Annotated in this window: 32 protein-coding genes; 18 read left to right on the forward strand and 14 right to left on the reverse strand. The window is 52.0% G+C overall.

Features of this window, described 5'->3' with window-relative positions:
• The 5 genes from O6944_08270 to O6944_08290 all read right to left on the reverse strand — a co-directional run.
• Window positions 1–1,407: lytic transglycosylase F (locus O6944_08270; GenBank protein MCZ6719126.1), on the reverse strand; the 1,407-nt coding region annotated here is incomplete at its 3' end.
• A gap of 192 nt (window positions 1,408–1,599) precedes the next feature.
• Complete coding sequence (locus tag O6944_08275) at window positions 1,600–1,971, reverse strand: cyclophilin-like fold protein (GenBank protein ID MCZ6719127.1); 372 nt, start codon at window positions 1,969–1,971, stop codon at window positions 1,600–1,602.
• Between the two features lie 41 nt (window positions 1,972–2,012).
• The gene (locus O6944_08280) at window positions 2,013–2,669 is read right to left on the reverse strand and encodes a lactate utilization protein (GenBank protein MCZ6719128.1); all 657 of its coding nucleotides are present in this window, start codon (window positions 2,667–2,669) and stop codon (window positions 2,013–2,015) included.
• Between the two features lies 1 nt (window position 2,670).
• Entirely contained in the window at window positions 2,671–4,086 is a 1,416-nt protein-coding gene (locus tag O6944_08285; protein ID MCZ6719129.1) for a LutB/LldF family L-lactate oxidation iron-sulfur protein, read from the reverse strand.
• A gap of 2 nt (window positions 4,087–4,088) precedes the next feature.
• A complete protein-coding gene (locus O6944_08290) occupies window positions 4,089–4,859 on the reverse strand; it encodes a (Fe-S)-binding protein (protein ID MCZ6719130.1) in 771 nt (256 codons plus the stop codon).
• Between the two features lie 362 nt (window positions 4,860–5,221).
• On the opposite strand from O6944_08290, the gene O6944_08295 reads away from it, so the two are divergent.
• Genes O6944_08295 through O6944_08305 form a run of 3 tightly spaced genes read left to right on the forward strand, consistent with a single transcriptional unit; the run spans window position 5,222 to window position 6,173 of the window.
• A complete protein-coding gene (locus O6944_08295) occupies window positions 5,222–5,524 on the forward strand; it encodes a hypothetical protein (GenBank protein MCZ6719131.1) in 303 nt (100 codons plus the stop codon).
• Window positions 5,525–5,530: 6 nt separating this feature from the next.
• Window positions 5,531–5,770 carry an amino acid permease gene (locus tag O6944_08300; GenBank protein MCZ6719132.1) on the forward strand — a complete coding sequence of 80 codons (240 nt, stop codon included), beginning with the start codon at window positions 5,531–5,533 and terminating at the stop codon, window positions 5,768–5,770.
• A gap of 7 nt (window positions 5,771–5,777) precedes the next feature.
• Complete coding sequence (locus tag O6944_08305) at window positions 5,778–6,173, forward strand: amino acid permease (GenBank protein ID MCZ6719133.1); 396 nt, start codon at window positions 5,778–5,780, stop codon at window positions 6,171–6,173.
• 30 nt (window positions 6,174–6,203) lie between these two features.
• Here O6944_08305 and O6944_08310 read toward each other — a convergent pair whose 3' ends face one another.
• Window positions 6,204–6,470, reverse strand: coding sequence for a sulfurtransferase TusA family protein (locus O6944_08310; protein MCZ6719134.1), 267 nt, complete (start codon window positions 6,468–6,470; stop codon window positions 6,204–6,206).
• Between the two features lie 262 nt (window positions 6,471–6,732).
• Here O6944_08310 and O6944_08315 point away from each other — a divergent pair, with 262 nt between their 5' ends.
• Window positions 6,733–6,978: a hypothetical protein gene (locus O6944_08315; protein MCZ6719135.1), complete on the forward strand. Its 246-nt coding sequence runs from the start codon at window positions 6,733–6,735 to the stop codon at window positions 6,976–6,978.
• A gap of 206 nt (window positions 6,979–7,184) precedes the next feature.
• Complete coding sequence (locus tag O6944_08320; GenBank protein ID MCZ6719136.1) at window positions 7,185–9,218, forward strand: EAL domain-containing protein; 2,034 nt, start codon at window positions 7,185–7,187, stop codon at window positions 9,216–9,218.
• Between the two features lie 112 nt (window positions 9,219–9,330).
• Here O6944_08320 and O6944_08325 read toward each other — a convergent pair whose 3' ends face one another.
• From O6944_08325 to O6944_08340, 4 genes are all read right to left on the reverse strand, one after another.
• The gene (locus O6944_08325) at window positions 9,331–9,639 is read right to left on the reverse strand and encodes a non-heme iron oxygenase ferredoxin subunit (GenBank protein ID MCZ6719137.1); all 309 of its coding nucleotides are present in this window, start codon (window positions 9,637–9,639) and stop codon (window positions 9,331–9,333) included.
• Between the two features lie 78 nt (window positions 9,640–9,717).
• Window positions 9,718–10,581, reverse strand: a complete 864-nt coding sequence (locus O6944_08330; GenBank protein MCZ6719138.1) for an aldo/keto reductase — start codon at window positions 10,579–10,581, stop codon at window positions 9,718–9,720.
• A gap of 98 nt (window positions 10,582–10,679) precedes the next feature.
• Window positions 10,680–11,327, reverse strand: coding sequence for a tetratricopeptide repeat protein (locus tag O6944_08335; protein MCZ6719139.1), 648 nt, complete (start codon window positions 11,325–11,327; stop codon window positions 10,680–10,682).
• A gap of 212 nt (window positions 11,328–11,539) precedes the next feature.
• Window positions 11,540–11,875, reverse strand: coding sequence for a DUF2007 domain-containing protein (locus tag O6944_08340; protein ID MCZ6719140.1), 336 nt, complete (start codon window positions 11,873–11,875; stop codon window positions 11,540–11,542).
• Between the two features lie 843 nt (window positions 11,876–12,718).
• On the opposite strand from O6944_08340, the gene O6944_08345 reads away from it, so the two are divergent.
• The 8 genes from O6944_08345 (at window position 12,719) to O6944_08380 (ending at window position 18,016) form a co-directional block, all read left to right on the forward strand.
• On the forward strand, window positions 12,719–13,219 hold the full coding sequence (locus O6944_08345; GenBank protein ID MCZ6719141.1) for a Fur family transcriptional regulator: 501 nt from the start codon (window positions 12,719–12,721) through the stop codon (window positions 13,217–13,219).
• Window positions 13,206–14,186, forward strand: a complete 981-nt coding sequence (locus O6944_08350; GenBank protein ID MCZ6719142.1) for a zinc ABC transporter substrate-binding protein — start codon at window positions 13,206–13,208, stop codon at window positions 14,184–14,186. The genes O6944_08345 and O6944_08350 overlap by 14 nt, the downstream gene beginning before the upstream one ends.
• On the forward strand, window positions 14,183–14,908 hold the full coding sequence (locus O6944_08355) for an ABC transporter ATP-binding protein (GenBank protein ID MCZ6719143.1): 726 nt from the start codon (window positions 14,183–14,185) through the stop codon (window positions 14,906–14,908). Before O6944_08350 ends, O6944_08355 begins: the two co-directional genes overlap by 4 nt.
• Before the next feature lie 19 nt (window positions 14,909–14,927).
• Window positions 14,928–15,773 carry a metal ABC transporter permease gene (locus O6944_08360; protein MCZ6719144.1) on the forward strand — a complete coding sequence of 282 codons (846 nt, stop codon included), beginning with the start codon at window positions 14,928–14,930 and terminating at the stop codon, window positions 15,771–15,773.
• 88 nt (window positions 15,774–15,861) lie between these two features.
• The gene (locus tag O6944_08365; GenBank protein MCZ6719145.1) at window positions 15,862–16,128 is read left to right on the forward strand and encodes a Trm112 family protein; all 267 of its coding nucleotides are present in this window, start codon (window positions 15,862–15,864) and stop codon (window positions 16,126–16,128) included.
• Window positions 16,129–16,149: 21 nt separating this feature from the next.
• Entirely contained in the window at window positions 16,150–16,497 is a 348-nt protein-coding gene (locus O6944_08370) for a histidine triad nucleotide-binding protein (GenBank protein ID MCZ6719146.1), read from the forward strand.
• Window positions 16,498–16,602: 105 nt separating this feature from the next.
• On the forward strand, window positions 16,603–16,890 hold the full coding sequence (locus O6944_08375) for a hypothetical protein (protein MCZ6719147.1): 288 nt from the start codon (window positions 16,603–16,605) through the stop codon (window positions 16,888–16,890).
• A gap of 100 nt (window positions 16,891–16,990) precedes the next feature.
• Window positions 16,991–18,016, forward strand: a complete 1,026-nt coding sequence (locus O6944_08380) for a lyase (protein MCZ6719148.1) — start codon at window positions 16,991–16,993, stop codon at window positions 18,014–18,016.
• A gap of 62 nt (window positions 18,017–18,078) precedes the next feature.
• On the opposite strand, the gene nhaA is transcribed toward O6944_08380, so the two are convergent.
• Window positions 18,079–19,278, reverse strand: coding sequence for a Na+/H+ antiporter NhaA (gene nhaA, locus O6944_08385; GenBank protein ID MCZ6719149.1), 1,200 nt, complete (start codon window positions 19,276–19,278; stop codon window positions 18,079–18,081).
• 803 nt (window positions 19,279–20,081) lie between these two features.
• On the opposite strand from nhaA, the gene O6944_08390 reads away from it, so the two are divergent.
• Both O6944_08390 and O6944_08395 read left to right on the forward strand, forming a co-directional pair.
• Window positions 20,082–20,798: a protein kinase gene (locus O6944_08390; protein ID MCZ6719150.1), complete on the forward strand. Its 717-nt coding sequence runs from the start codon at window positions 20,082–20,084 to the stop codon at window positions 20,796–20,798.
• Between the two features lie 28 nt (window positions 20,799–20,826).
• Complete coding sequence (locus O6944_08395) at window positions 20,827–21,654, forward strand: protein phosphatase 2C domain-containing protein (GenBank protein MCZ6719151.1); 828 nt, start codon at window positions 20,827–20,829, stop codon at window positions 21,652–21,654.
• A 51-nt stretch (window positions 21,655–21,705) separates the two neighbouring features.
• On the opposite strand, the gene O6944_08400 is transcribed toward O6944_08395, so the two are convergent.
• Window positions 21,706–21,858 carry a hypothetical protein gene (locus O6944_08400; GenBank protein ID MCZ6719152.1) on the reverse strand — a complete coding sequence of 51 codons (153 nt, stop codon included), beginning with the start codon at window positions 21,856–21,858 and terminating at the stop codon, window positions 21,706–21,708.
• Window positions 21,859–21,968: 110 nt separating this feature from the next.
• Window positions 21,969–22,538, reverse strand: a complete 570-nt coding sequence (locus O6944_08405; GenBank protein MCZ6719153.1) for a hypothetical protein — start codon at window positions 22,536–22,538, stop codon at window positions 21,969–21,971.
• A 644-nt stretch (window positions 22,539–23,182) separates the two neighbouring features.
• Here O6944_08405 and O6944_08410 point away from each other — a divergent pair.
• The 3 genes from O6944_08410 to O6944_08420 all read left to right on the forward strand — a co-directional run bounded on the left by O6944_08410 (window position 23,183) and on the right by O6944_08420 (window position 25,576).
• Entirely contained in the window at window positions 23,183–24,319 is a 1,137-nt protein-coding gene (locus O6944_08410) for a M48 family metallopeptidase (GenBank protein MCZ6719154.1), read from the forward strand.
• A gap of 183 nt (window positions 24,320–24,502) precedes the next feature.
• On the forward strand, window positions 24,503–25,150 hold the full coding sequence (locus tag O6944_08415) for a TIGR02466 family protein (protein ID MCZ6719155.1): 648 nt from the start codon (window positions 24,503–24,505) through the stop codon (window positions 25,148–25,150).
• Between the two features lie 291 nt (window positions 25,151–25,441).
• Complete coding sequence (locus O6944_08420; GenBank protein MCZ6719156.1) at window positions 25,442–25,576, forward strand: hypothetical protein; 135 nt, start codon at window positions 25,442–25,444, stop codon at window positions 25,574–25,576.
• A 478-nt stretch (window positions 25,577–26,054) separates the two neighbouring features.
• Here the strand turns inward: O6944_08420 and O6944_08425 are convergent.
• Window positions 26,055–26,255 (reverse strand): hypothetical protein (locus tag O6944_08425; protein MCZ6719157.1); only part of this gene is annotated, 201 nt, incomplete at its 5' end.

The following is a 26,255-nucleotide window of genomic DNA, read 5'->3' on the forward strand; positions in this document are numbered from 1 at the left end:
GATACGCTTGGCAGCTACGATCTTCACATTTCGAAACCACCGGTTGGGGTCTAGTCTCATCTTCGGCGCCTCCTTCCGCAGCCTTGCGACTTTTGCCGGCCCGGCGTTATACGCTGCGAAGGTAAAGAGCCATTGATCCAGCTCATCTATCGATTCATCCTGGAAGTACCGATCATTTAAAAAGTGCAAGTACTTGACCCCTGCATGAATGTTGGGCTCCAACTCTTCAATGTTGGGAATATTGACGTTGGGATCTTTTGCCGTCGACGGCAGCATCTGCATGACGCCAATGGCACCAGCATGGCTGCGCTTGCTTTGGTCGAGACCCGATTCCTGATACGCTAGCGCCCCAATGATTAACCAGTCGAATCCGTACTTTTCGGAGTACGCTTGGAACAACGCGATCATCGCGTTGAATTTTTCGCGCTCGTTATTTGCCAGGGCGTTTCTAACGTACTTGGTGTTCTTAAGATAACGCTTGAAAAGCATGTTGCCGAGCAGGCTACCCTTTTTATTTTTCTTCACGAACGCGTTGATCACTTCCTGAAGTTTCGAGCTATCCTTGCGGAACGCCCACCCAATCTGGCCTCCGGTCCGTACCGTAATCTCTGGGTGGAGTTTGATGTTGTCAAAAATCTGCGCCCAGAACTCCCCCTTGTAACTGTCGATCACGATCGCGGGAAAGAGGCTGGCGTTGACCATTTCCAGCAGATCTTCATCCTCAAGAAGCTCATCAGCGAGCACAATATCGATTTCCGGTTTGCCCGCTTTCTTGAACCTCTCGTTCAGCTCCTGCAGGCTCTGGTAGTAGCTGCTCGATTTCCGCACGTGGATCTGCTTGCCGGCGAGATCCTCAATGGTGGCGAGTGCGGGGCCCTTCGGACTGGTGACGACGATCTCGTTCACCCCGGTCCGGAACGGATCGGAGAAATCCACCAGCGTCTGACGCTCTGGTGTGATCGTGAGATTGCTGGCGGCGATATCCCCGCGGCCTTCAATAAGCCCCGGTATCAACTGCTCGCGGGGGGTCGGGATGACCACGAGCTCCACCCGTAGGGTCTTCTTCTTCAGCCTGGCGTTGATGTCTTTCTCGAACGCCTTGAGGAGCTCGTAAGTGAGGCCGCGTTGGTGGCCGGCGTCCAAGAAATAGAAGGTCTTGCTGAAGGCGACGTGGGCGCGGATGCGGTGCCGCTCTGCCATGCCGTCGAAATCCCCCGCCCATGGCTCGTTAAACTCCGCCTCCGGTGTCGATGCAGGTTCTTCGCCCCAGACCGGTGGCAAGAGCACGGTGGAGAGAAAGAGGGCCGTCCCGATGACTGCACGGCCCGTATGGGACGAGAACCGGCTTCTGAATCCTGCTGTTTCAGCCTGACGCTTGTGATCAGCAGATCGATTCGTTCCGAGCATTGGGCTTCCTACGCGCCATTGCTAGACCCTCGAGCTGAACGGCTAAGTGGCGTACGTACTCGAACCGCGGCACTCGCCGGACCCAGACGCCTTTCGAGGGAGTTCGGTGTCAGATTACGCTGCAGATTCTAACGTGGCCCCGGTTATGTAGACAACGGGGGGCAAGACGCAAAGGACGATTTCCCGATTTATTTACACTTTTTCGACTTGGATCGGATCACCCTCTTTAATGGTCTTTAACTGTTTGACATCGCCCAGCGCCTTGGCCCAGATGTTTGTTTTTGCAGCAAGTCGAATTTCGTCACCTTGGGATATGGGGGTTCTCCCATAACCGATGGCGATACATTGGCCTTCTACCCAGTAAGCAATCTCGCCCGGTTCCACCACATCCCTTGCATCGGGTTCTTTTGATACCTCCAGCGGTGCTGAAAAGTAAACCTCCTCGCCCCACGTCCGGGCTAAGCTGCGGAAGGGTGCTTGATTGTACATGGCCTTCGCAGTGGGTGTATCGAAGAGTTCAACCTCCAATTCCACCGAACCGAGCTTGAGTTTGATGCGCTGCATGATGCTCTCTTACTAAGTGGCCGCGGTCGGTACTGAACCGATTATATCCCGTCGTTTAGTAGGATAACGTGAAGATATCTTGGCCCGTGGGCACCCAGTTGTATCGTTTGCTCAATGTCTGCTGTACGCGATGGCCCTGTGATGAAATTGACTGTACGCGGGAGCGCCTGCGGTTCGTTTCGTAATCTTTTCCAAACATCTTCAATGTATCTGACTATGTGTTGCTTGGGTAATAGAACAATGTGGTGATCAGACAGAAAGTTGAGCGTCGTAGGGGAGCTTGCCGAGGAGAGAAGAACTAAAGTGCCGGTTTCTGCAATTCCGCAATAGGCTGGTGTCAAGCTGACAGGGTGTCGGCCGTCGTTTAGTCCGCAATAAGTTGTGATGCCTTTCCAGGATAATTGTCTTAACTCGGCATCATCCGCCATGATAAGCTCGGACGGAAGTTTATGCCGCTGCATATACTGAGCGATCGTTTCTGGCAGCGTATGTACCCGGTCTATTGATGCCACGGTCGCTTCAGCAGCGACTAGGCGATCGACGAATCTGTCCAAGTTGGGCGATTCCCACTTGGGCTGACTGTGTATCGCTGGCCTTCGCATGCGCTCATCGAGCGCTTCCTTTTCAGTCATAGATAGCTCTCCGCGCTGCAGGGCGTTGCGAATCCGGCTGAAAAGCGCCTCACGTGGGTTAGTCATCTCATTTGCCCGCCTTGTGCCAGAGGCTTTGGAAAGTTGAACCCTGCGGTGCCGGAAAGTCGCGGCTCCGCGTCCAGGATCCGGCGAATGGCAGTCGTCGAAAGCGACCTTTACGCTTCCCGAGTTTGCCCAGTGTGAACATTGCGAGACGCGCCAGCATTTGGTAGAGGCGAGGTCTCTTGGCGAAAAAGGCCCAGCCGGACAACGCATAGCGGGTTGTTCTCGTGGTAAGTGAGAGCGTGAACTGACGCTCCCGCAGTGATCGCAGCATACGGGTTAGCGGGATCTTGACGGGACACACGGCGTCACAACGGCCATTCAATGTGCATGCGTTCGGCAGGTCACCGGATTGTTCCAGGCCGATCAGTGCGGGTGTCAGTATGGCGCCCATTGGTCCCGGGTACACCCATCCGTATGCGTGTCCACCAATGGTCCCGTACACAGGACAGTGATTCAAACAAGCACCGCAGCGTATACATCGAAGCATCTCTCTAAATTCGTTTGCCAACATCTCGGTACGACCGTTGTCGATCAGCACGACGTGGTATTCATCGGGGCCGTCGAGATCGTGCGTCCGCCTTGGGCCCGTAGTGAACGTTGTATAGGCAGTCATTTCCTGACCCGTCGCACTCCTGCCAAGTACACGTAGAAAAACAGCAGTGTCTTCAAGGGTCGGGACAAGCTTTTCAATGCCGGCTGTCACAATGTGAACACGAGGGAGCGTACAGGTTAAATCACCGTTCCCCTCGTTGGTGACGATGACGCTAGAACCCGTTTCAGCAATGAGAAAGTTGGCGCCCGTGATGCCGGCATCGGCTGTGAGAAATTTTTTCCTGAGCACACGACGGGCTTCTGCAACTAGCTCAGGAACGCCACAGTGCTTGTCTATATCGCCGCCTTGATCGTGATGCGCCTGGAATAATTCGGCAATTTGCTCGCGTGTCTTATGTACGGCGGGAGCAATGATGTGACTGGGAGGTTCATTCGCCAGTTGCAGCACATACTCTCCGAGATCGGTCTCTACCGGCTCGATGTCTGCTTTGATTAATGCTTCATTGAGCCCGATCTCCTCAGCCGTCATGGACTTCCCTTTGGTGACCATTTTCGCGCCCCCGCGTTGGCAAATCCCTATGATCGCCTCACAAGCCTCCTTGGCAGTACGTGCCCAATGCACGTAACCGCCATTCGCCTGAACCTGAGCTTCAAAGCGCTCAAGATAAAAGTCGAGATGAGCAAGCGTATGATCTTTGATTTCCTTGGCTTGATCCCTGAGCCTGTCGAACTCCGGTAATGCAGAAACTGCAGCATGACGCTTGTCAATAAAGCCACTTTTAGCGCGAGCGAGGGCGCGCTGCAGGTTGCCATCAGCCAGGGCACGTCGCGCATTTATTTTGAATGATCGGGTTTCTGGCTGCATCTTTACCGACTTTCACTTATGGCGTTTTCATCGGTCATGCCAGCGAGCATCTCGACCGTGTGAAAACATCGAATGGGCACATTGAGTCGGCTTAAGCGCCCGGCAATATTAAGGAGGCAGCCCATATCACCCGATAACAGGGTATCCGCACCGGTTGCCTGGATGTCTTTCACTTTATCAGTGACTATGCGTTCAGATATGTCGGGATACTTGACGCAGAATGTCCCGCCAAATCCGCAGCAGACATCAGGCTCTCGCACTTCACGAAGGAAGAGCCCTCGAACTCCTGCAAGTAGCTTTCTTGGCTGTTTTTTTATGCATAGCTCACGCAGTCCAGCGCAGCTATCGTGGTAAGTAGCGACACCGTCATAATGCGCGTTTGTGGGCTGAAACTTCAGCACATCATGGAGAAAGCTCAGAATCTCAAAGCTTTTTTCAGAAAGCTGGCTCGCTCTGGCGTACCATTCGGGGTCGTCTCTAAATAGATACGGATAATGGACCTTTATCATTCCGATACAGGAGCCGGAAGGGGCAACGAGATAGTCATATTGCAGAAATGCATCGATAACCTTTTGGGCGATAGCTTTGCAGGTCGCACTGTCACCACTGTTGTATGCGGGTTGACCGCAACACGTTTGGAACTTGGGAACTTCAACTATGCAGTTTGCTTCTTCGAGTAATTTGACTGAGGCGAAGCCAACGGTCGGGCGAAACAGGTCGACTAAACAAGTGACAAATAATCCGATGCGTGGGCGTTTCACTCTTTTAACCATGCCTTGTAAAGTACCGTATATAGCGTAGGGAACAAAGCGAACGAGCAAACTGCACTACGTATAATGATAACAATCGTGGTCAAAAGCCCCTATGACGGATAGACCAGTAACTCTAAAGCGTAGCCTGTCACTTCTTCTGATTACATATTACGGTCTCGGTAACATTCTTGGGGCTGGCAGCTATGTGTTGGTCGGTAAGGTAGCTGGCTATGCAGGGATGTTGGTGCCGCTATTTTTTCTTGGCGCATCTTTGCTGGCCGCGCTTACTGCGCTCTCGTACGCAGAACTGTCTTCCCGTTATCCGCTTAGCGCCGGCGAAGCGGTGGTATCTGCACGGCGCTTTTGCGATTCCTTCTCTATCCATGCTCGTGGGGATACTTATCATTTCCGGAGGGATCGTCTCCGCTGCGACCATTGTACGAGGCTTTGTAGGATACTTTCAGGTGCTTGTGGACGTTCCCGGTTTCTTGGTCATGGTTGTGCTGGTTACCGGCTTGGGCGGTCTGGCGGCTTGGGGAATTGTTGAATCGGTACGCGCCGCAGCAATCATTACGTTGTTGGAGATTGTTGGCCTACTTCTCGTTATTGGCGTCGCGAGTCCGAGCTTATCAGAATTGCCAGCGCGCCGCCGGGAATGGGCGCCGCCAATGGATCCAGCTATCTGACAAGGGATATTCGTAGGCGCCTTTCTCGCTTTTTACGCGTTTATCGGGTTCGAAGACATGGTCAATGTAGCCGCAGAGGTCCGCGATCCCGTTCGCAATATGCCACGCGCCATCTTACTGGTATTGGGTGTGTCAACTATCTTGTATTTCGCTGTAGGCTTTGCGTGTGTGCTCGTCGTGCCCCCGGGCGAACTCGCGCGCTCCGATGCCCCTCTCGCCTTGGTTTACCAGCGCAACGGGCGGTGATCCCGTCTTGATCAGCGTTATCAGTTCGTTAGCAGTTACCAATGGCGCCCTGATCCAAATCATCATGTGTTCACGCGTGTGTCATGGGCTTAGCCGCCAAGGTTGGCTGCCCGAGGTCCTTGGCCGGATACATACCGTTACGCGTACCCCTCTGATTGCGACCGCACCGATTTCAGCTGCAATCTTGATTATGGCACTTTGGCTGCCGATTGAGACCCTCGCCAAGGCGACAAGTTTCTTGATCTTGGTTGTCTTTGCGCTAATCAACTTAGCGCTGTGGCGGATCAAGCAGCGCGAGCCACCTCCGGTTGGAGTATTTCTAGTTTCATCATGGGCACCAATAGCTGGTTTTGCCGCCCCGGTTCTTTTTGTGTTGTACCAATTTGTGACTGAGTTACGATGAACTGTCGCTGCATTAATTCAACAGTCGATGCTAAACGGGGTCCTCGGCTTTTCGGATCATAAATTCAAACACACCGTCTGATTCAGTGATACGTATGAGCTCGTGACCGGTCTGCGCACAAAAGGCTCGGAAATCTACAACGGCATGCGGATCTGTCGCTAGAATTTTCAGCACTTCCCCCGGGCGGATCTGAAGTAGCACAACCTTGGCGCGCAGTATGGGGAGGGGACAGTCAAGCCCCTTCACGTCTAGAATTTGATCAACATGCACCTCTGGAGTGTTGCGATCTTCTGCCAAGAGCTCACCTTTAAAGATCAACAGGGTGTACTCAGTATATTATGCGACGTTGCTTATCCGCCATTCGATCGGCTCGCAACGCGGAGACAGATATTGTTGATGCTAACCTTCGGTTTTTGAGATTTAAGTCACACATGAGTGATGAATATTGTGACATAATTCACGAATTGTCGATTCTGGATTTTACGTAGGGATTTCCTATAATTAAGGGGCTTACTTCAGATATTTTCTCGGAGGGCGCTTAAATCTAAAGGTGCCAAGCGTGAATACAATGACATTACGTCTTAACGTTGGCTTGGTCATACTGGGTATTTTATTCACGGTGTGCTCTATCGTTTCGCTCGTGGCCTCTATTTATGCAAGAGGCGAGATCAGTAGCGGATTCTTTCTAGGAGCCTTTTTTCTCTCGCTCATTGTTGCAATCCTCGCATTCGGATTTGCTAAGGTTTTTCAATTACTCGATCAAATCCGTGTGCAAACAGACAAAGGCGATCTCGACGGAGCATAGACTGTTTCACTAGAAGCGGTTTTTCCGAAGCAAGCTTATCTAGTCGCCCAATAAGGTCAGTACATAGCACGTACGAAGCCGCGAGCATTTGCTCGCGAGGATCAGGTGGGATGGTAGCCGCGGGATTCGAATGATACGGGATATAGCATCCGGCGGGGAGGAGTGAGAATCGACACATATGATTTGAAACTCTGAGGGAGGAGCGAATGTCCTCAACCAAATTGACCTTGAACGAACAGGTCATCCGCAACAGCCTGCTTGCATCGGCCGGCAAGGCCCCTGTAGCGGCGACAGATCTTCAATTCAACGTTCAATATCTGAATGAGGCGGCTGAGAGCGTTTTCGGTCGCAGCAAAGAGGACATAAGAAATCGTCTATGTTCGCTCGAAAAGCAGATATTGGAATGGATAAGTACGCAGAAGAAGGACTTTCACGTGATACTCGAGCCAAAGAACAGCGCGGGTACACGGATTGTTAATACGAAGGTATCAGGAATATGGGACGACAATGAAGGCCTTATTGGTTTCTTGCTGATCGGGAACGATGTAACCGAAAGCAGGCAGGCTGAGTTGGAATTAAGAGCGAGTGAAAAGAAATATCGTGCGCTCTATGATGAAAACCCAGGCATGTATTTTACGGTTGATCCCGACGGAATCGTGCTATCAATCAACCGTCATGGCGCCGAACAGCTTGGTTATAGTGTCGATGAACTGATGGGGAGTTCGATCTTTGAATTAATCCACGAGCAGGACAGAAAAGCGACGAAACAAGTTCTTGAGAAGGTGATCGGGGAACCAGATCGGTTACGTCGTCGGGAAACGCGGGTGGTGCACAAGGACGGCAGCGTACTCTGGGTTCGAGAGGCGATTCGGCCAAGGAGAGACGAGACTGGTCAGATGGTCATTCTCATTGCATGCGAGGATGTGACAGAGGCCCATCAGCTGTCCGAGGAGCTCTCGTATCAAGCGAGTCATGATGTGTTAACGGGGCTTGTGAATCGCCGGGAGTTTGAACGGCGGCTAAAACGTGTGTTACACGGCACCCACACGGGTAAAACTGAACATGCTCTCCTGTATCTTGATCTTGACCGGTTTAAAGTCATCAACGATACCTGTGGTCATCTTGCAGGAGACGAGTTGCTTCGACAACTTGGCGAAGTTCTTAGGGGAACCGTGAGGAGCCGGGACACCCTGGCACGTTTGGGGGGAGATGAGTTTGGCGTGTTGTTGGAGCACTGTTCCGTGGTTCAAGCGCGTCGCCTGGCTAAAGCGTTGCAGAAGGTAATTCGGGATTTTCGGTTTGGTTGGGAGGATAAAAGTCTCAGCATCGGTATGAGTATCGGCTTAGTGCCGATCAACGATACCAGCGAGAGTATCACCCATATATTAGCTATGGCCGATGCTGCGTTATTTGCAGCCAAGGAAGCTGGTCGAAATCGAATACATGTCTACCAGGAGGCTGATACGGAGCGGGCGCGAAAGCGTGGCGAGCTACAATGGGTGCCTCGGATTAACCAGGCGTTGGAAGAGGACCGGTTTCACCTCGTGTTTCAGCCTATTGTGCCGGTCGCAGAAATCAACGCCACGGGGGAACACTATGAACTCCAGATCCGGATGGAGGACGAAGACGGTAGAATTGCACCACCGGGCGCCTTTCTACCGGCTGCTGAACGCTACAATTTGTCCACTAAACTCGATCGCTGGGTTATCCGAACAGCCTTTAAGTGGCTAAATGGTCATGCCGAACATTTGGAGCGGTTATATCTTTGCTCCATCAATCTATCCAGTTATGCGCTTGTGGAGGAAGACTTTGTCGATTTCATCATTCAGCAGCTAACGAAGCAAAGCATCCCGCCCGAGAAGATTGGCTTTGAGGTCGCCGAGACGGCTGCGATCGCAAATCTTTCGAGTGCCACGCGGTTCATCAAAGCGCTGAAGGAGCATGGCTGCTGGTTTGCTCTGGACGATTTCGGTGGCGGCTTATCCTCATTTGGGTACCTTAGAAACCTTCCCGTTGACTTCCTGAAAATCGATGGTGCGTTCGTGAGGAACATTGTAGAGGACCCGATCGACTTTGCGATGGTGAGTTCGATTAATGAGATTGGTCATGTCATGGGTAAGAAGACAATCGCTGAATTTGTCGAGAACGATTCCATACTCCAGAAACTGCGAATCATCGGTGTTGATTATGCCCAGGGATATGGGATAGGTCGGCCACAAGTGATTGACAAGCTCAGTTAGCTCTCTGTCAGGTGGCCTCCTTCATGGAACCGGTAGGCGTCATATGATTCACCTGCACACCTAGCGTAGTAACCAGGCCAATCAAACGCGACTGATCCGGGCGAGGTGATCTTTATACTTCGACCTCAATGTCTGATCCCTTGACACGGACCTTGTAGGTCGTCACGTTGGTCCTTGCCGGTGGACCTAGCGTGTCACCCGTGGTGACATCAAAGGCGGCTCCGTGCCAAGGACACATAATCTTTGTACCATCCAGATCGCCTTCTGAAAGCGGGCCTCCCTGATGCGAACACGTGTCGTCGATCGCATAAAATGAACCGTCAATGTTGAAAAGGGCGATCTGCTTGTCACCAACTTCGACGAGCGTGCCCCCACCCGGATGAATGTCGGTTGTTTTAGCCACCTTAACAAAGGCTGGCATGTGAGACCTCCCCTAAAGCGGTTCTCATGTGATTCAAGGCCTTCGACTCAGGGAGGGTTTGGTGGAAGCGAGTCATTCTTATCCGTCAGGTATGCCGTCGATTTCAGCAACGTCGGTTTGTTCTAGTTTGATATCTACCGCCTTCGCGCTGTCTTTAACGCTCGAAACCTTGCTGGCTCCCGGGATGGGAATGATGTGTTCACCCTTATGGAGTAACCAGGCAAGGGCGATGCAATAGGGTGAGGCTTCATATTTTCTGGCTAGCTGCTGAAAGATCGGATGGTTCGGTAATCGCGTATGACCGAAATGGCCTCCTACCGGGCTGTGAGGGATGTAGGCTATTCCCCTGTCCTCACACATACGCACTAATCCATTATTGAAGTCCCGCTTTTTAAACGGCTGGCAACGATTCTGAACCGAAGCGATCGGCGTCTCACGTAGCGCGAGTTCGAGTTCATCGGGTCCTACGTTCGATAATCCAATATGCAGAATCTTCCCCTCTTCCTTGAGGCGGATCAACTCTCCAATGGAATCAGTGAGCTTTACGTTTGGATCCGGGGCGTGCAGTTGGTAGAGTGCGATAACATCGGTGTTGAGGTCCAAAAGGCTTTTTTCACATGCAGCTCGCAGTTCCTCTGGCCTCGCGTCGACCTCCCATGAGCCATTGGGACGTGTTAGCCCGCCTTTAGTGGCGATTAATACTTCGTCACGTCTGCCCAACTGGGCGAGTATTTTATTTATTAACCGCTCATTATGGCCAATATCGCTAGAGTCGAGGCAGTACACGTTTGCGGTATCGATAAAGTCGCCACCGCATTCAATGAATGCTTCGATGACATTATATGCTTGTGCCTCATCGGGACGCCCTTCCAGGGACAACGGCATTGCGCCGAGCCCGATCGCACGTACTTTGAGGCCAGTTTTATTCAGTTCCCGTCTCATAATCAAGCCATAAGACAGATGGGCTCGCCCACCCGAGCGCCGCTATTTCAGTGGAATTTGGAATTTCCGGTCCGCTTTAAAGAGAAGAAACGATTTTGCTACTTTTTTCGGTATTTCGCGGATAGCTCCCTCGCGAATTTTTTACCTTTTTCAAGCTCAGCAAGGCTCATTTTTTTTGCCAGGATGTCACGGTTTTGCTGAGCTAAGTCGTTACCACCCTTGGCTGCAACGTTATACCAAGCAAACGACTTGGCGAGATCCTTAGGCACTCCTCGGCCAGTCTGATACATGTACCCAAGATGACGTTGGGGCTCGGTAAATCTCTCCTTCGCTGCTCTGCGAAACCAATTTACGGCCAGGGTGTAGTTACGAGTTACACCTTCGCCCCTGCTATAAGCTTCGCCTAAATTATTCTGTGCCCGTGTAAAACCTTGCGCTGCTGCCTTACGGTACCATTTCACCGCTTCTACAGGATCGTGCATCACGCCTTCACCTTTAGAATATGCGGCGCCAAGATTGTTCTGAGCCCGCGGATGGCCTCGCTCAGCCGCCATTCGATACCATTTAACGGCCTCGGCATCATCTTTCTGGATACCCAGGCCTTCGTGGTACGCAACACCAAGGTTATATTGTGCCGTCGTATCTCCCTCCTTCCCCAAAGTCCTGAAAGCATTCAGCGCACTCGCATAGTCGCCTCGTTTGAATGCGGCGACAGCGGAGCTAAACTTCTGAGGCGAGATTTTCATATTCCTACCGTTCGGATAACGGCACGAAGCAGCTGGCCCGTGATTCAACCTGATAGTTTTTCTCGCAACGAATAGCGAACTACGTATAGAAGTATAGATCTTAGATTGCAGTTGTGAAGCTTGTGCGCCTTTGGCGCATCAACTAGCGGCGGGTATCGTGGCTATGCGGCTATGGCAGAAACGACCTTGCGACGGGCAAATAGATACATGTTTTAGACCTGCGATGATCCGGCCTCGCTTGGACGGCTCGTTCCACAATTCCAACAGGCCGTAAATTGCGCCTCCAGTGCTTCGCCGCATTTTGGACATGTCCAGTCTGAGTGTCCCGATGGATCGGTTGAAAGAGCACTCGCCACAATTTCTTGAGCCCGTTGGTATTGGGCATCATCAATGATCCAAAGCTCTGGCCAGCACTCGGTCGGTGGAAGCTCGCCCGCCGCACCGCTAAGCAGTTCGTTCTTGACTAAACAGGAGATCCCCTGATCCTCCAACAGCTGCTTCAGATAATCCGTGAACAGATTATTGTGTGAACTATAGAGTCTCTTCATAGGTGGAGAAGTGCAATCGGAAGTACATCAGAATTAGATCTATGTTGATTAACTCAAAGCTAGCGCTAAATCTGAGTGGCCGCAAGTGTCGTTGGACAGCCAGGGTTTATGCCATCTCGAACCCCTACGATTTGGTCATCTTTGGATGACTAGGGAAGACCGTGCAGAACCCAAGAGGTTCTAAGGGAGCTCCCTTCGAAGAGGCGAAATGAATCTAGAAGGCGAATCTCAACCCGACGGTAATGGATCTACCAGGTAGAGGAGCCACATTCTTAAACAAAGACGTTGCCCTGCGCGCATCTTCGTTCAACAAGTTGGTCCCGTGTACAAGTAGTTCAAACTCAGACCTCCCCGGTTCGATATCGACGCTCACGTCAGCATTGAGCATCGTGTAACCAGGCGTTGAAGTTTCAAGTGGCGCAGTATTGTCCTGTTCGGTCACGTGCGGAATTCGAGGACCCTCACAGATCGCCTTGAATTGTCAGGAGACGGGCCGATGGGGATTATGTTGGCAAGGTCTTCTGGACGGGGTTAACTGGGACTAAAGGGTTTCCCAGATTGTCTGCCACGAGGCAGACAAGACATGGCGATTCGAACGCTTGAAGTGAGTGATTAATGGCATGGGCGAGCGTTGCAAAGTGGGCGAATAGACGGGTTAAGGCCAGCTGCAAGGCCGTACCCGCAAAATACCGGCATCTCCGGTGTTTAATGCGCCTAGCCATCAGGATACGCCTTCACTCGGTATCCGGGCTTGATCCTTATCACCACACCATACCTTGACCCCAAATCGTAATGTTATAACATTACATTATTTTTACAAACCGGTTTTGAGGGATCGACTCCATGAAGCGCGTTCTCATGCCATTTAAAAAGCGTGGCCACCAGCACGATAAGTGCGTTGATCGGGCCGTGTCTGCTGCCGAGTTCAGGTGTGCCCAACGGGGATTGCGCCTTACCAAGCTCCGCCGGCGGGTGCTGGAATTGATATGGGGCCGGCACGAGCCTGTGAAGGCTTACGATGTGCTCGAGAAGCTGCGAGATGAGCACAGGGGTGCTGCGCCGCCTACCGTATACCGGGCGTTGGACTTTTTGCAGAAAGAAGGGCTCGTACACCGGATCGAATCCCTGAAAGCCTTCATTGGCTGCGGGGAACCAACGAGCCCCCATCTCGGGCAGTTTCTTATTTGTCGTGAGTGCGGTTCCGTCGCCGAAATGGACGACGCCGAAATTACCAGCCTGCTTGCGGCAAAGGCTGGGACGCTTGGGTTTCAAGTTGACTCCGAAACAATCGAGGTCAAGGGCCTCTGCTCGGAATGCGGCAACACAGCAAATGGATCGACGTGAAATTGGAAGCTTGGGCGTGCAGCAGCAGTTAATCGGATTGAATTGGGGACGTCGGATACCGACACGACCAACGATGAAAGCGAAACGACTTATCGCACTTTTTTATCTCTTGCTGTTTCAATTTGCGGCATCAGGGTCTGCTGTTGCAAATGAATCAGCGCCGATTCCAGTCTTTGTAAGCGTCCTGCCACAGAAATATTTTGTGGAGCGCATCGGCGGGGAACGCGTACAGGTGTCCGTCATGGTCGGCCCGGGCCAGAGTCCTGCAACATATGAGCCGACACCAAGGCAGATGGTGCGTCTGGCTGATGCGCGAGTTTATTTTCGACTCGGCGTTCCGTTTGAGGATGTCTGGATGGATCGGCTCGCGGCCGCTAACCCGGACATGCTTATCGTGAATTGTCGTGCAGGTATTCCACTTCGGACAATCAATTCTATTGATGGCTCGCCCGTGAATGGAACGAAAGTTCAGGAGCAAAAGGATCCCCATTTCTGGACCAGCCCGCCACTCGCGCAGATAACGGCGGTTCATATTAAGGATGCACTTGTTGATTTGGATCCTGCGCATCGTGAGCAATTCGAATCAAATTACGCCCGGCTGGTGGAAGATCTTGAAACCCTGGACCGGCAAATTCGTGCAGTGCTCGCGGATATCGATAAACCTAAGTTTATGGTGTTTCATCCTTCTTGGGGCTACTTTGCCGATACGTACGGCCTTGAACAGATTGCGATTGAAAGGGAAGGCAAGGAGCCAAGTGCCAAATCCTTGGCAAACGCGATTGACCAGGCGAGTGCCGACGGCATCGAGGTCATCTTCGTGCAAGAGCAGTTCAGCGACACGACCGCACAAGCTGTTGCCTATGCGACGGGGGCGCGCGTGATTCAAGTTGATCCGCTTGCCGAAGATTATCTAAAGAACATGCGATTTGTTGCGAATGCTTTTGCAGATGCCATGAGGCAGCAATGAGATCGGTCATTCAACTCGATGATGTTTCCTTTTCCTATGGGGGACCGCTGATCCTTGAAAATATTGACTTGGCAGTAGAACGCGGTGAATTCCTCGGTCTCGTGGGTCCAAATGCGGGGGGAAAGACCACGCTTTTAAAGATCATTCTCGGGCTGCTCGTGCCGCTTTCGGGTAGGGTTTCCGTAATGGATAAATCGCCTCCAGATGGGCGTGCAGCGATCGGTTATTGTCCACAATATGCGGCATTTTCACGGGACTTCCCGATCACAGTGGCGGACACGGTTCTGTTGAGTAGACTCGGCAATACGCGTCTGATTGGGGGCTATAGGCCAGATGACCGGGTGGTTGCGAACCGAGCGATGGATGCCACCGAAATTCTGGACATCAAAGCTCGTACGCTCGCCAGCTTGTCCGGTGGTCAGCTACAGCGGGTATTGATTGCTCGGGCACTTGCCTGTGAGCCGGAAATTCTAATCCTTGACGAACCCACGGCAAACATCGACCTCCGTGTCGGGGGAGATATCTTTGACTTGCTTAAAAATCTTAACGAGCGCATGACGATCATCGTAGTTTCTCATGATATCGGCTTCATCTCGGAGTATGTCACACGCGTTGCCTGTCTTAACCGAACGTTAGTTTGCCACGAGACCGCCGCACTCACAGGCGAGTTCGTTGAACAGCTATATGGTTCCCACGTGCGCATGATTGACCACGTGCACTAACGCAATCTGGAGAACGTGAATGAATGGCTTCCTGGAAGCACTTGTAACCCATACGTTCCTTCAGAACGCACTGGTCGGGGGTCTTTTGGCAAGCATCGGCTGTGGAATTATGGGGACCTATGTGGTCGTAAAACGGCTCGGCTACCTGGCTGGTGGGATCGCCCACACTGTGTTTGGTGGTATGGGCGTGGCTTATTTTCTCGATAGAGCGCCGTTGGGAGGGGCGCTCATCGCCGCCATCGTCGCCGCGCTGATCATTGGTTGGGTCAAACTACGGTGGCGACAGCAGGAAGATACACTGATAGGCGCATTGTGGGCGGTAGGGATGGCGATCGGGATCTTGTTTATCTCCCGGACCCCGGGATATAACGTTGACCTGATGAGCTATCTTTTTGGAAATATCCTGTTGATTACGCCACAGCAGTTGTGGCTCATGGCTGGTCTGAACGTCGTCATTGCAGTCACCGTGATTGCTTTCTACAAGCAGTTTCTCGCAGCCTCCTTTGACGAAGAGTTCGCGCGGCTAAGAGGTGTGCATATCGAATTTTACTACCTGTTGTTGCTGTGCATGGTGGCGCTTACGGTGGTGTTGCTCATACAGGTTGTAGGATTGATCCTGGTAATCGCGCTGCTGACTCTTCCGGCCGCGATCGCGGTGCAATTTGTGGCCTCATTAGGGCGTATTATGCTCATAGCCATTGCACTCGGGGCGTTGTTTACCTGTGCTGGGCTGGCATTTTCCTATGAAACTGACCTCCCGGCAGGCGCTACAATCATACTTGTTGCGGGCACGACCTACTTTCTCGCAACCTTGAGTTCGGGCCTTATTAGGCGATGGTGGGCCAATCAGCGGGGCCAAGCCTAAGCGCGTTTTGCCAATTTTTCGTTATGACATGAGATAATCCCTAATTGAAACTTGCTAGCAGAGATGCATTTTTGCACGGAGAAAATAGATGCCGATCGATAAGAAGCTGCTCGAGATTCTTTGCTGTCCGGTGACCAAGGTACCGGTCAAGAGACTTCCGAAGAAGAAGTTGCAACAGTTAAACGAGCAAATCGCACAGGGTCAAGTGCGCTACGTTGACGGTAGTCCGCTCGAATCGCCCCTTGAAGATGCATTGATTACAGAAACGGGGACTACAATTTACCGAGTCGATTCAAGCATTCCGGTAATGTTGGAAGATAAAGGGATCATCACCGATCAACTACAAGATTTTTAGGGGAGTCGCAAAGGGAAGAACATGCCGACCTTATTTGCGAAGATTGTTAGCGGAGAAATCCCCTCTGATACGGTTTACAAGGATGATCGCGTGACAGCATTTCGTGATATTAACCCGGTTGCGCCGGTGCACATTTTAATCGTGCCTAACAAAGTGATCCCTACGGTGAATGATCTAACGGATGATGACGAGGCACTTGCGGGCCATATGCTGGTGGTCGCAAAGCGCCTTGCAGAGGAGGAAGGGATTGCAGACAACGGATATCGGATAATTATCAACTGCAATGCCCATGGTGGGCAGGAAGTTTTTCACTTGCATCTGCACTTAATAGGCGGTCGTCCGCTGGGGCCGATGATTCAGCGCAAATAAGTAAGCGGGTGATTACCGTCACTGTCTACTGGTAGCAGGCCGTGTGGAGCAACGTGAATAATTTGTGGGACGGGTGTTGGCCGCGGTGACCCCGGTTATATTTTGATGAAATTCATCCTTGCCATTCTGATACTGGCGGCTGTGATAGGGACCTACCTCTATTTTAATCCTGAGGTCGCCGACCAATGGCTCGAAGAGACTAAAGAGACGCTTAAAGATGCCCCTGTGTTCGGCAAACCAGATACCACCGTTTTATACAAATGGAAAAATGAGCAAGCACAGTGGCAGGTTTCCGACCAGCTGCCACCGCCGGGGACTCCCTACGAGATCTTAGAATACCGGCACGATGTCAACATTCTGCCCTTGCCTCCGGAGCTACAGGCAGAGGAGTAGGCTAACTTCCTCAGCAAGTCTCTGCTGCTAATTTTGAACTCAGCCAGCGTAGAGCGTTCTGAAGCGTAATCGGACCTCGCTGGCAATTGAATAGATCGTGGTGAACGAATCACGATTGATTATGCGAGAGCATGGTATGGGATACGTCGCGACGCTAGTTGCACTCTCTATAGTCTGGATCGCTGATTCTGTGGCAGCTGATGTGGAGTCAGTACAGATCACGGAATGGCGTGTTCCCTGGGAGAATACGCGGCCCCGAGATCCGTACGTCGATAGTCAGCGCCGTGTTTGGTTTGTTGGCCAGGCTGGCGATTATGTCGCACGTCTCGATCCCAGTACGGGTACATTCACACGATTTGAGCTTGATTCCGGTACGGGCCCGCATAACTTGGTCATGGATGGGAATGGGCGTGTATGGTATGCGGGAAATCGAGATGCCCATATTGGAGAGTTGGATCCGGAAGGCGGTGACATCACGAAATATCCAATGCCCATACCTGCTGCCAAGGATCCGCACACACTTGTGTTTGATGAGGGGGGTGATATCTGGTTTACGGTTCAATGGGGAAACTATGTTGGGAAGCTTACGCCCTCGAGTGGCCATATTGACTTGATTCCGGTCCCCACAGCCCGTGCGCGACCGTACGGTATTGTGATTGATCCGGATGACCGTCCGTGGATCACGGAGTTCGGTAGCAATAAGTTAGCCACCGTGGATGTCGAGACGATGGAGCTGGAAGAACTGGCGCTTCCGCGTGGAGCGGCCCGCCCTCGCCGCCTCGCCGCGACGTCAGACGGGGCGATCTGGTATGTGGACTACGCCCAAGGCTATCTTGGGCGAGTTGATCCGGCGACAAGCGATATCAAGGAGTGGCGCGTTCCGGGCGGGGACGACGCCCGTCCCTATGGCATGGCCGTCGATGATCGCGACCGCCTGTGGTTTGTCGAAACGGGCCCTAGCCCCAATCGATTTGTGGGGTTTGACCCCGTTACAGAATCGTTTTTTAGTGTTACCGAGATCGCAAGTGGCGGTGGTTCGGTGCGGCACATGTACTATGACAAATCGACCGGAGCAATTTGGTTTGGCACGGATACCAATACGATCGGCCGCGCCCGCATTCCGTAACGCCTTTTCCGCCGCAATTCCAGAAAGACGTAAACGTGGCGCACCCCATCATTCAAGTGCGTTTAGGTACCGGGTGTTGTATCGCCTTCAACGGTTGTTGGTGCCGGCAGAGCGAATAGGAGGATGATATAGCCAACGATGGCCGAACAAACTGAGCCTGTCATGACAGCAAGGCGTATAGCGGGGGCATATTGTGGGTCGGGGAATGCCAACGTGCCGATAAATAAGCTCATGGTAAAGCCTATGCCGGTGAGAATGGCAATGCCATAAATGGCAAGTGAGTTGCTCTCATCCGGCAGCCGTGCTAAGCCAAATCGAATCGCAGCCCACGCGAAACCGAAAACCCCGAGTTGTTTGCCAAGAAAGAGTCCCAGAACAATCCCAAGGGGAATAGGTTGCAGTATGGTGTCTGCGCTCATCCCTTCCACGGAAAATCCCGCATTGGCGAATGCGAATAAGGGGAGCACGCAATAGGCGACCCAGGGATGTAGTGAATTCTCTAGATATCTGAGAGGCGAAATCTCCGTCATATCCTTGGTTTTCAGCGGGATCAATAAGCCAAGTAGGACACCGGCAAGGGTTGCGTGCACGCCCGATTTGACAACACAGATCCAGATGACGATCCCGCCGAGAAGGTAGGGGGTTAAACGCGTCACGCCAGCCATATTGAGCACAATGAGAATGGCTAAGGGAATTGACGCTGCCCAGAGCATCATGGCGGAGAGATCACTCGTATAAAAGAGCCCGATGATGATAATCGCACCCAGATCGTCAAAGACGGCAACAGCGGTCAGAAACACCTTCAAGGCGACAGGCACTCGGCTACCGAGCAACATGAGAACGGCTAACGCGAAGGCGATGTCTGTTGCAGCCGGGATTGCCCAGCCTTTCATTGCAACGGGATCATCCCAATTGAAAATCATATAGATCGCTGCCGGTATGACCATGCCCCCGAGCGCCGCTAACCCCGGCAGGGCGATCTGCGAGGGGCTCGACATCTCCCCCTCCAACACTTCGCGTTTTAACTCGAGCCCAATGAGTAAAAAGAAAATGGCCATGAGGCCTTCGTTGATCCACAGCAGCACCGTTTTTGAGAACCCAAAATCTCCGATGCTGATCCCTATTGGAACATCGAGAAATGTATGGTAAAGGTTCTGTGCAGGGGAGTTGGCGACGACAATCGCGATTACAGCAGCACCGATGAGTACGATGCCCCCTGCAGATTCCAGCTTTAGGAAACGTTTAACTGCGTTGATTGGCATCTGTACGCTCGCTCCATATCAGTCTTCTGTCTTAGTTCCATTTTCTACCATTGGCTGCAATTCAAAATGATACAGGACTTAATGATCCTTTTCGGCTAACGGCTTGGTTTCGTTGTCGATGCTTGTCAGGCGCTCGGATAGCGCTTTCATTCTCGACCTCCCTTAATGTGACGGGTCGATCCGGAAAAATTCAGCCCATTAGAGTTAGCGCCCCCCGCGCCAGATTCAGAATATACCAAAATCCAATGGGATCTGTATTCAGTAATTTATTTGGCTCTGGCGGGTACTTCAATGACTGTGTAGCGAATATTTGGCGGCAGCGTATGAGGACAGACCTTGCTAAGCTTCTGAGGTTAGTCTCGTGGCGTCTCTCGGGGAGATACAGCTGGTTCACAGTGCCCGCCACGCCGCAGTCTGGCAGTTTCGCGGTTGCCAGCTGCGCGGACAGGCTTTATCGTGCGGGCTCAGCCGAAGATGGGCATGTTCCCCGTACACGCAATCGTACGGCTCACTCTGAACGAGATGGTCTCAACCCAGATCTCCACGCCGTTGGTAGAGCCGATCGTAACGTTTTGATAGCCAGCCGGCCTTTCTCGGGGTGCTAGTTTATACTTTGTGGTACGAGCAACGGGTCGCACCTTTGTTACGGTGGGCGTGGGCGGCGGCGAAATCCAGCAACTGGTTGGTAAGTTACCTGGACCGCCCCTCTCGCAATTATGGCCCGTTTAACCAATCACTGATGCTATTTGGGTATGATCATCGAGATACGTCTCGTTATTTAACCATCTCACACGGATAAATAGATGCTTGATACGTTTGACTTATATCCCGGGCGGATCCTCGCCCGGAAATACGAAGTGGTATCTCTTCTTGGGACAGGTTGGGAGGGTGAGGTTTATAAGGTGCGTGAACTTGCTACCGGGATCGAACGCGCCGCAAAATTTTTTTTCCCAGAGCGGAATCCACGTAACCGCACGGTTAACTTCTACGCAAACAAGCTCCATAAACTCCGTGACTGCCCTATTTTGATCCAATATCACACGCAGGAGCAGATCGTTTTTCATCGAAAGCCGCTAACATTTCTTGTGTCTGATTATGTGGAAGGCGAACTTCTCTCAGCTTTTCTAGTGCATCAGCCCGGAAAGCGCCTCACTGCCTTTCAAGGGATGCACCTTCTACACACCCTCGCAACCGGAATTGCGATGATTCATAATCAGCGTGAGTATCATGGAGACCTTCATACGGACAATATCATCGTTCGGCGTCACGGCCTCGGTTTTGAAATAAAATTGATTGATATGCTCCACTGGGGCGCACCAAAGCCCGAAAACATTCACGATGATGTTTGTGATTTGATCAGGATTTTCTACGATTCAATCGGGGGCCAAAAGCACTATGCTAAGCAGTCACCCGAGGTGAAAGCCATCTGTTGTGGGCTGAAGCGCTCATTTATCCTGAAGAAATTTCGCACGGCCGGTCAGCTGCGTGAGTACCTGGAAACGATGGAGTGGGAATCGTAACTGAGAGAGCCGATACGGCGTACCAGCCATGAGCCAATCTGATCGTGACGCTGCAAGCGTATTTCTCGAAGGGGATATGGCCGAAGGCGAAATCGTTCGCATCGGGGGAGGCAAGGCCGTTGTTTATTCCTCACGCTCCCCAGCCAAAGAAACGCCCAATGAAGATGCGGCTGCATTGATCCCGTTTGATGACGGTTCCGGTGTCCTGGTTATTGCAGACGGTGCGGGTGGATTACGTGAGGGTGCTAGAGCGTCCGCATTAGCAATCGACGCTCTGACATCCGCAATCCGAGCTGCGGAGAAGGAATGCGTCGAGCTCAGGGAAGCTATATTAAACGGTATTGAATCGGCGAATCAGGCTGTCAGCGCGCTCGCCACGGGCGCGGCTACAACGCTTGCCGCAGTTGAACTGCAGCACAGTAGTCTCCGACCATATCACGTCGGCGATTCGATGATTCTAGTGACAGGCCAGAAAGGGAAGATCAAGTTGCAGACTATCTCGCATTCACCGGTCGGCTATGCTGTGCAGGCAGGATTGCTCGACGAAGCTGAGGCCATGCATCATGAGGATCGGCACCTGGTCTCCAACTTTATTGGTTCGGCCGATATGCACATAGATATCGGTTCAACCGTCGAACTCGCTCCGAGGGACACGGTAGTTATCGCCACCGACGGCCTTTTTGATAACCTTCACATCGATGAAATTGTCGAACGGACGCGTAAGGGTATCCTGCTCCAGGTTGCCCGATCACTGGCCGATGCTTGCCATCAACGTATGAAGAATCCTGAGCACGATCATCCATCAAAGCCAGATGATCTGACGTTCATCGTGTTCCGCAGCATGCGGAATCTGTAATTAATATATTAAGTGCTTTAGGCTAAACCGCCTGCAGATTAGGACAATATATTAGTTCTTGGTTGTCCCTTCCTTGTACTCATTGCTGCTGATTTGTAAGACCTCGGATGATTGTAGCGTGATCTCAGCACCGCTGTTTGCATCTGTAAATGTGACACCGCCAGTTTGCTTGTGTTTAATGATTTTTTTCGTATCGTAAGCCATCCCTAATGCGGGGTCTGTCACCTTAATAATAAGTAGCACATCCTGCGAGCAATAATGCAAAGCCGCATACAATGCATAGTAGCGTTCGATGTTCTATTTATGGAGTTTTACTAGCCTACCGTGTAACCACGGCCCTTTAAACAGGTGGCATAGGCTCGGTCATATTGATTAAGCTGCGCCTGGTGTTGTTTGGCGACAGCTTGGTTATAGTCATTCTGCTCATTTATTTTATGTCGCGCACGAACGACATTTGCTACGCCGGCGACCGCTGCACCAATTAGAGCACCTTCCCCCGGGACTCCAGCGATGGCGCCGCCAAGGGCACCGAGGGCACCACCGACTACACCACCTTTTAACCCAGCACCTGCGTAGTAACCTCCGTCGGGTTGCTTGTACGCGTCACGTGAAGTTGCTTCTTGGGCAATCTTCTCCGGATCAACGCCCGTTTGCTGAACGGCCCATTGGTGGCATTCCCATTTGTCCTGATTTTGTTGTTCGGTGCTTTGCCCTTTGTCTGGATAGATGTATGTGTTTGCTCGGACTGTGCTGCCTAAAGTGGCGAAACTTAAGAGTGCTAGCACCGCAAAGGTGAATGCTGTGTACCTTTCTTTCTTCTCGCGCGTTCGAATCAAATGCGTTAAGCGCGCGAATTCATTTGATGTAGATAACCGTTTGCTCATGTAGAACTTCCTTTCTGTTTTGCCGGATGGCTTAGTTGAGTGAGTAAAGGCACAGGTTCGGTCAATCGACGTTGCGCACGTGTTGCCCCATCTTATTTGTGCCGATACACCCAGCGCCTTTCGAATCTCCATTACCGGCCCACGGGTGAAGTCCAACATGCAGGCCCGGTAGGCATTCCCAGTGCCAGTACCACTGGCGAGAATGGCCGCATGCCATTCGTAATTGGCATCATGGTATTAGCATAAAGCTTTATGGGCGCTTAGATTGTGCTGACTCACATCATGATTCGCGGTAGTAATAGCGTCAAGCTCACGGGCCCAAGATCTCTCAGGGTCTCGTCTGTCTAATGATTGGAAACCGCCGAGAATGAGACTGTTGCCAAGGATTTTCCAGCCAACATGTTGTTATTTGCCAAAAATCAGTCACTTAATGGCGTTGTTTCGATATTGGCGTATTGGCTCTGTCCCCGTCCAGGGCCCAAACGAGCCGCCGACGCAGATCACAGGCGAGTCCCGTGCGAACCGGCATAAGTAGTCGGGCAGGATCGCTAGGTGTCTACGGGCCCGTGTATCCCGGGATCGTTCTATACTTACGTGTATCCTTAACGACGATATCCAATCCGCAACGTTAGGCTAGGGAAATCATGACCGTTGCCAATCAAATTCACCGTATATCTATCATCGCGATCTTGTTAATCCTTGCTGGGTGTGCACCAACCACCAAGCGGGTGGTTATCGATGAGGAAGCGGTAGAGCGTGAAGCCCAAAAACAGCAGGAGATCGCGCTTGAAGAATTAATGATAAATCAAGAGCGTCTCCTTCGCGTGGGCGGGAATGTGCTGGCTGGGGCGGTGCCCATGTGCGGGGACAACACGCTGTGGGTAATCGGCGCGGTTTTCATCAGTAAACAGGAGTTCGCACCGGAAAGACAGGCGGCAGCGGCGTCTGTCTTTAACATGGATGACAGAATGCGCGCATTGTTGGTTATCGAAGGCGGACCCGCGGCCGAGGTCGGTCTTCAAGTGGGCGATGAGATTGTGTCCATGAACGGTGCACCGCCGCCCGTCGGTCAAGGTGCAGCTAGGGAACTCTATGGCTTTCAACAAGAACAGACACAAGTCGGCGCGCCAGTCACGCTAGTGATCAGGCGAGATGGTATTGAAAAGACGCTCGTAGTTAACCCGGTGCTCATCTGTGATTATCCATTACTGCTGGTTGAAAACAACAGCGTTAATGCATTTGCCGATGGTACAAGAATTATTGTCACGGCCGGTATGATGCGGTTTACGCAAGATGACACGGAGCTATCCTTGGTTATTGCCCATGAACTTGCGCACAACACGATGGATCACATGACGGCCAAACGGGTGAATTCCACGGTGGGACTATTTTTTGACATAGCCATTGCCGTACTCACGGGGGTTAATACACAAGGTCTTTTCTCAAATATTGGCGCGCTTGCTTACAGTAAGGGATTCGAGGCGGAAGCCGATTATGTTGGCATGTACATGCTCGCATTGTCGGACAGTGATATCGAAGAGGCGCCTCGATTCTGGCGTCGAATGGCGGTAGCGCATCCCGAAAGCATACCAAGCAATTCTAATAATTATCTCGCGACACACCCTACATCTCCGGAACGGTTTATCGCTCTTGAGTTAACTGTGGAGGAGATCCGCCTGAAGCAGGAGCAAGGATTGCCGTTGGAACCCGAAATGAAGGTGCTCAAGGGTGCCACAGATCCCCGCGCCTCCTCCGGGGACAGATTTCAGCTCGGCGATTGATGCGCTAAGGGCTGACTTTTTTGTCCGGGGCTGCGACGTGATGATTCTGTATTGCCTGACCTGCTCAGTCGTCGATGTTGGAGGATGTCTCGCTTGAGTCTGTAGCCGCGTCTTGTAACCGACATAGGAAACAGGTGCAATAGTCGCTGAGGTTTTTCAGAAGCCAAAGTAAGATCCGGAGTCATGTCTCAGAGTAAACATAACCCAATCGCGGATATGGCAAACGATGCCGAATTGGAACATCTATTTTCGACGCCCATACTAAAATATGTCTTGCCTAACGTAGAATCGCTGAATGACAGTCTGAGGGAGTTAATTCTGGAGAGGGAAAAAAGCACACCTTCGGAGGCCAAGAGCAATCAGGGCGGTTGGCAGTCCAGTGGTGATTTCTTTCGGTGGGGTGGTAGTGCCATTAATACCCTGTCGGGTTATATTCAAAAGGCACTGGATATCGCGACAGCGAAGCTGAATCTCCCGGATAATTTCAAGTTTGAGTTTGAGTTTTACGGCTGGGCCGCAGTTAATCGGAAGGGAAACTACAATACGACCCATTGCCATCCGCTGTCGACATGGTCAGGTAACTATTATGTCGATCCGGGTGATGACGTCGACGGTGGGAACAGCGGTTTGCTTGAACTCAGTCACCCCATTAATGCGTCAATGATGTCCTTTTTTCCGGCGATACTCCCACCCGAAATTATAATCAAACCCGAGGCGGGCATGTTGATACTCTTTCCGAGCTATTTGCAGCACAGTGTCCGCGTCTACAAAGGCGAGCGGCCCAGGATCTCTGTACCGTTTAACGCCCACGCTCGTCTTACGGCGATGTAAAAGGCTAGGGGAAGAGGGTGGCGAAGGCACTCCTCAGCGCACCGGGTTCTGGTCCCGGAAGCGTCAAGTGGGCCCGGTAGGGTGAGCCGGATCAAGAAGTTGATCCAGCGGATCAACTTCCCGGCGAGCGCCCTGCCAGGGACGGAAGGGCTGGACTTTCAAGCGAAGCAGGGACTGCGAAGCGCAGAAAGCGAACCGTCGGTTCGAGTCCGTTGCTCATTCGCTGAAGACAAGACGGGGGCAATAGGAAAATATTCCAGTGATAGGAATTAATGAAGTGGGACGGGTAGGGTGAGCCGGATCAAGAAGTTGATCCAGTGGATCAACTTCCCGGCGAGCGCCCTGCCAGGGACAGAAGGGCCGGACTTTCAAGCGAAGCAGGGACTGGGAAGCGCAGAAAGCGAACCTACGACCAAGGGATTATGAGTAGTTGAAGCATAGATTCCCATTAGTTCGGCGTTTGCCTAAGTAGTTCTTTCTAAGCAAACTTCCTAACCCAGCGGGACGTCCCAGTATGATAATAATTCTCGGTTTTCCCGTTCTTTTCTTTGCCTAATTACACGGGAATTACACACGTCTCATTGCCGATGGATAATCAAGCTTTCGCCAAAGCCACAGACTTTTTTACGTGCGATGCCGCGAAAGCACCCCCGGGCCCCCATCCGCGTGCGTTCTTTATATCATAGGGCCACCGTCAATTCTGCGGCCAGAATGAATGTATTACATAGGTATCGAAAACTGCGCGCGAATCCCGCGTCCGCCTGCGGCGCCAATGATGACACCCGTGGGTGCCAAAATAGCGTGTAAGTTGCCATAACGATGTATCTCGTTTACGTACAACGAAGGGATGAGGTGTCAATCGTAAGTCGTGGGACGTTGGGACACTGCCAAGGCCCAAGTTGCTTTAACGGAGGTGAAGCGTGCGAGAAAGAAAGGCTGCCACTTCGGCCCGTGTTATTCCACGCTCCCCACAGAACCGTTTAACTCCACAACCGTTGGTCACACCCATATCTGCGGCGGCATTGGCCCAAGGCTCATAAAAGCGGCCATCGTCGTCGTCGAAATAGTTTCTGGACAATTTCGACCAACGAGCCGCTCGACCCAA

Source organism: Gammaproteobacteria bacterium (assembly GCA_027296625.1).
Taxonomy (GTDB): Bacteria; Pseudomonadota; Gammaproteobacteria; order JAKEHO01; family JAKEHO01; genus JAKEHO01.

Excerpts from the sequence above, each read along its gene's own strand:
- O6944_08275 (MCZ6719127.1), bottom strand. The coding sequence starts at position 1,971 with ATGCAGCGCATCAAACTCAAGCTCGGTTCGGTGGAATTGGAGGTTGAA.
- O6944_08280 (MCZ6719128.1), bottom strand. The coding sequence starts at position 2,669 with ATGACTAACCCACGTGAGGCGCTTTTCAGCCGGATTCGCAACGCCCTG.
- O6944_08285 (MCZ6719129.1), bottom strand. The coding sequence starts at position 4,086 with ATGCAGCCAGAAACCCGATCATTCAAAATAAATGCGCGACGTGCCCTG.
- O6944_08290 (MCZ6719130.1), bottom strand. The coding sequence starts at position 4,859 with ATGGTTAAAAGAGTGAAACGCCCACGCATCGGATTATTTGTCACTTGT.
- O6944_08295 (MCZ6719131.1), top strand. The coding sequence starts at position 5,222 with ATGCTCGTGGGGATACTTATCATTTCCGGAGGGATCGTCTCCGCTGCG.
- O6944_08320 (MCZ6719136.1), top strand. The coding sequence starts at position 7,185 with ATGTCCTCAACCAAATTGACCTTGAACGAACAGGTCATCCGCAACAGC.
- O6944_08325 (MCZ6719137.1), bottom strand. The coding sequence starts at position 9,639 with ATGCCAGCCTTTGTTAAGGTGGCTAAAACAACCGACATTCATCCGGGT.
- O6944_08330 (MCZ6719138.1), bottom strand. The coding sequence starts at position 10,581 with ATGAGACGGGAACTGAATAAAACTGGCCTCAAAGTACGTGCGATCGGG.
- O6944_08335 (MCZ6719139.1), bottom strand. The coding sequence starts at position 11,327 with ATGAAAATCTCGCCTCAGAAGTTTAGCTCCGCTGTCGCCGCATTCAAA.
- O6944_08340 (MCZ6719140.1), bottom strand. The coding sequence starts at position 11,875 with ATGAAGAGACTCTATAGTTCACACAATAATCTGTTCACGGATTATCTG.
- O6944_08345 (MCZ6719141.1), top strand. The coding sequence starts at position 12,719 with ATGAAGCGCGTTCTCATGCCATTTAAAAAGCGTGGCCACCAGCACGAT.
- O6944_08350 (MCZ6719142.1), top strand. The coding sequence starts at position 13,206 with ATGGATCGACGTGAAATTGGAAGCTTGGGCGTGCAGCAGCAGTTAATC.
- O6944_08355 (MCZ6719143.1), top strand. The coding sequence starts at position 14,183 with ATGAGATCGGTCATTCAACTCGATGATGTTTCCTTTTCCTATGGGGGA.
- O6944_08360 (MCZ6719144.1), top strand. The coding sequence starts at position 14,928 with ATGAATGGCTTCCTGGAAGCACTTGTAACCCATACGTTCCTTCAGAAC.
- O6944_08365 (MCZ6719145.1), top strand. The coding sequence starts at position 15,862 with ATGCCGATCGATAAGAAGCTGCTCGAGATTCTTTGCTGTCCGGTGACC.
- O6944_08370 (MCZ6719146.1), top strand. The coding sequence starts at position 16,150 with ATGCCGACCTTATTTGCGAAGATTGTTAGCGGAGAAATCCCCTCTGAT.
- O6944_08375 (MCZ6719147.1), top strand. The coding sequence starts at position 16,603 with ATGAAATTCATCCTTGCCATTCTGATACTGGCGGCTGTGATAGGGACC.
- nhaA (MCZ6719149.1), bottom strand. The coding sequence starts at position 19,278 with ATGCCAATCAACGCAGTTAAACGTTTCCTAAAGCTGGAATCTGCAGGG.
- O6944_08390 (MCZ6719150.1), top strand. The coding sequence starts at position 20,082 with ATGCTTGATACGTTTGACTTATATCCCGGGCGGATCCTCGCCCGGAAA.
- O6944_08395 (MCZ6719151.1), top strand. The coding sequence starts at position 20,827 with ATGAGCCAATCTGATCGTGACGCTGCAAGCGTATTTCTCGAAGGGGAT.
- O6944_08400 (MCZ6719152.1), bottom strand. The coding sequence starts at position 21,858 with ATGGCTTACGATACGAAAAAAATCATTAAACACAAGCAAACTGGCGGT.
- O6944_08405 (MCZ6719153.1), bottom strand. The coding sequence starts at position 22,538 with ATGAGCAAACGGTTATCTACATCAAATGAATTCGCGCGCTTAACGCAT.
- O6944_08410 (MCZ6719154.1), top strand. The coding sequence starts at position 23,183 with ATGACCGTTGCCAATCAAATTCACCGTATATCTATCATCGCGATCTTG.
- O6944_08415 (MCZ6719155.1), top strand. The coding sequence starts at position 24,503 with ATGTCTCAGAGTAAACATAACCCAATCGCGGATATGGCAAACGATGCC.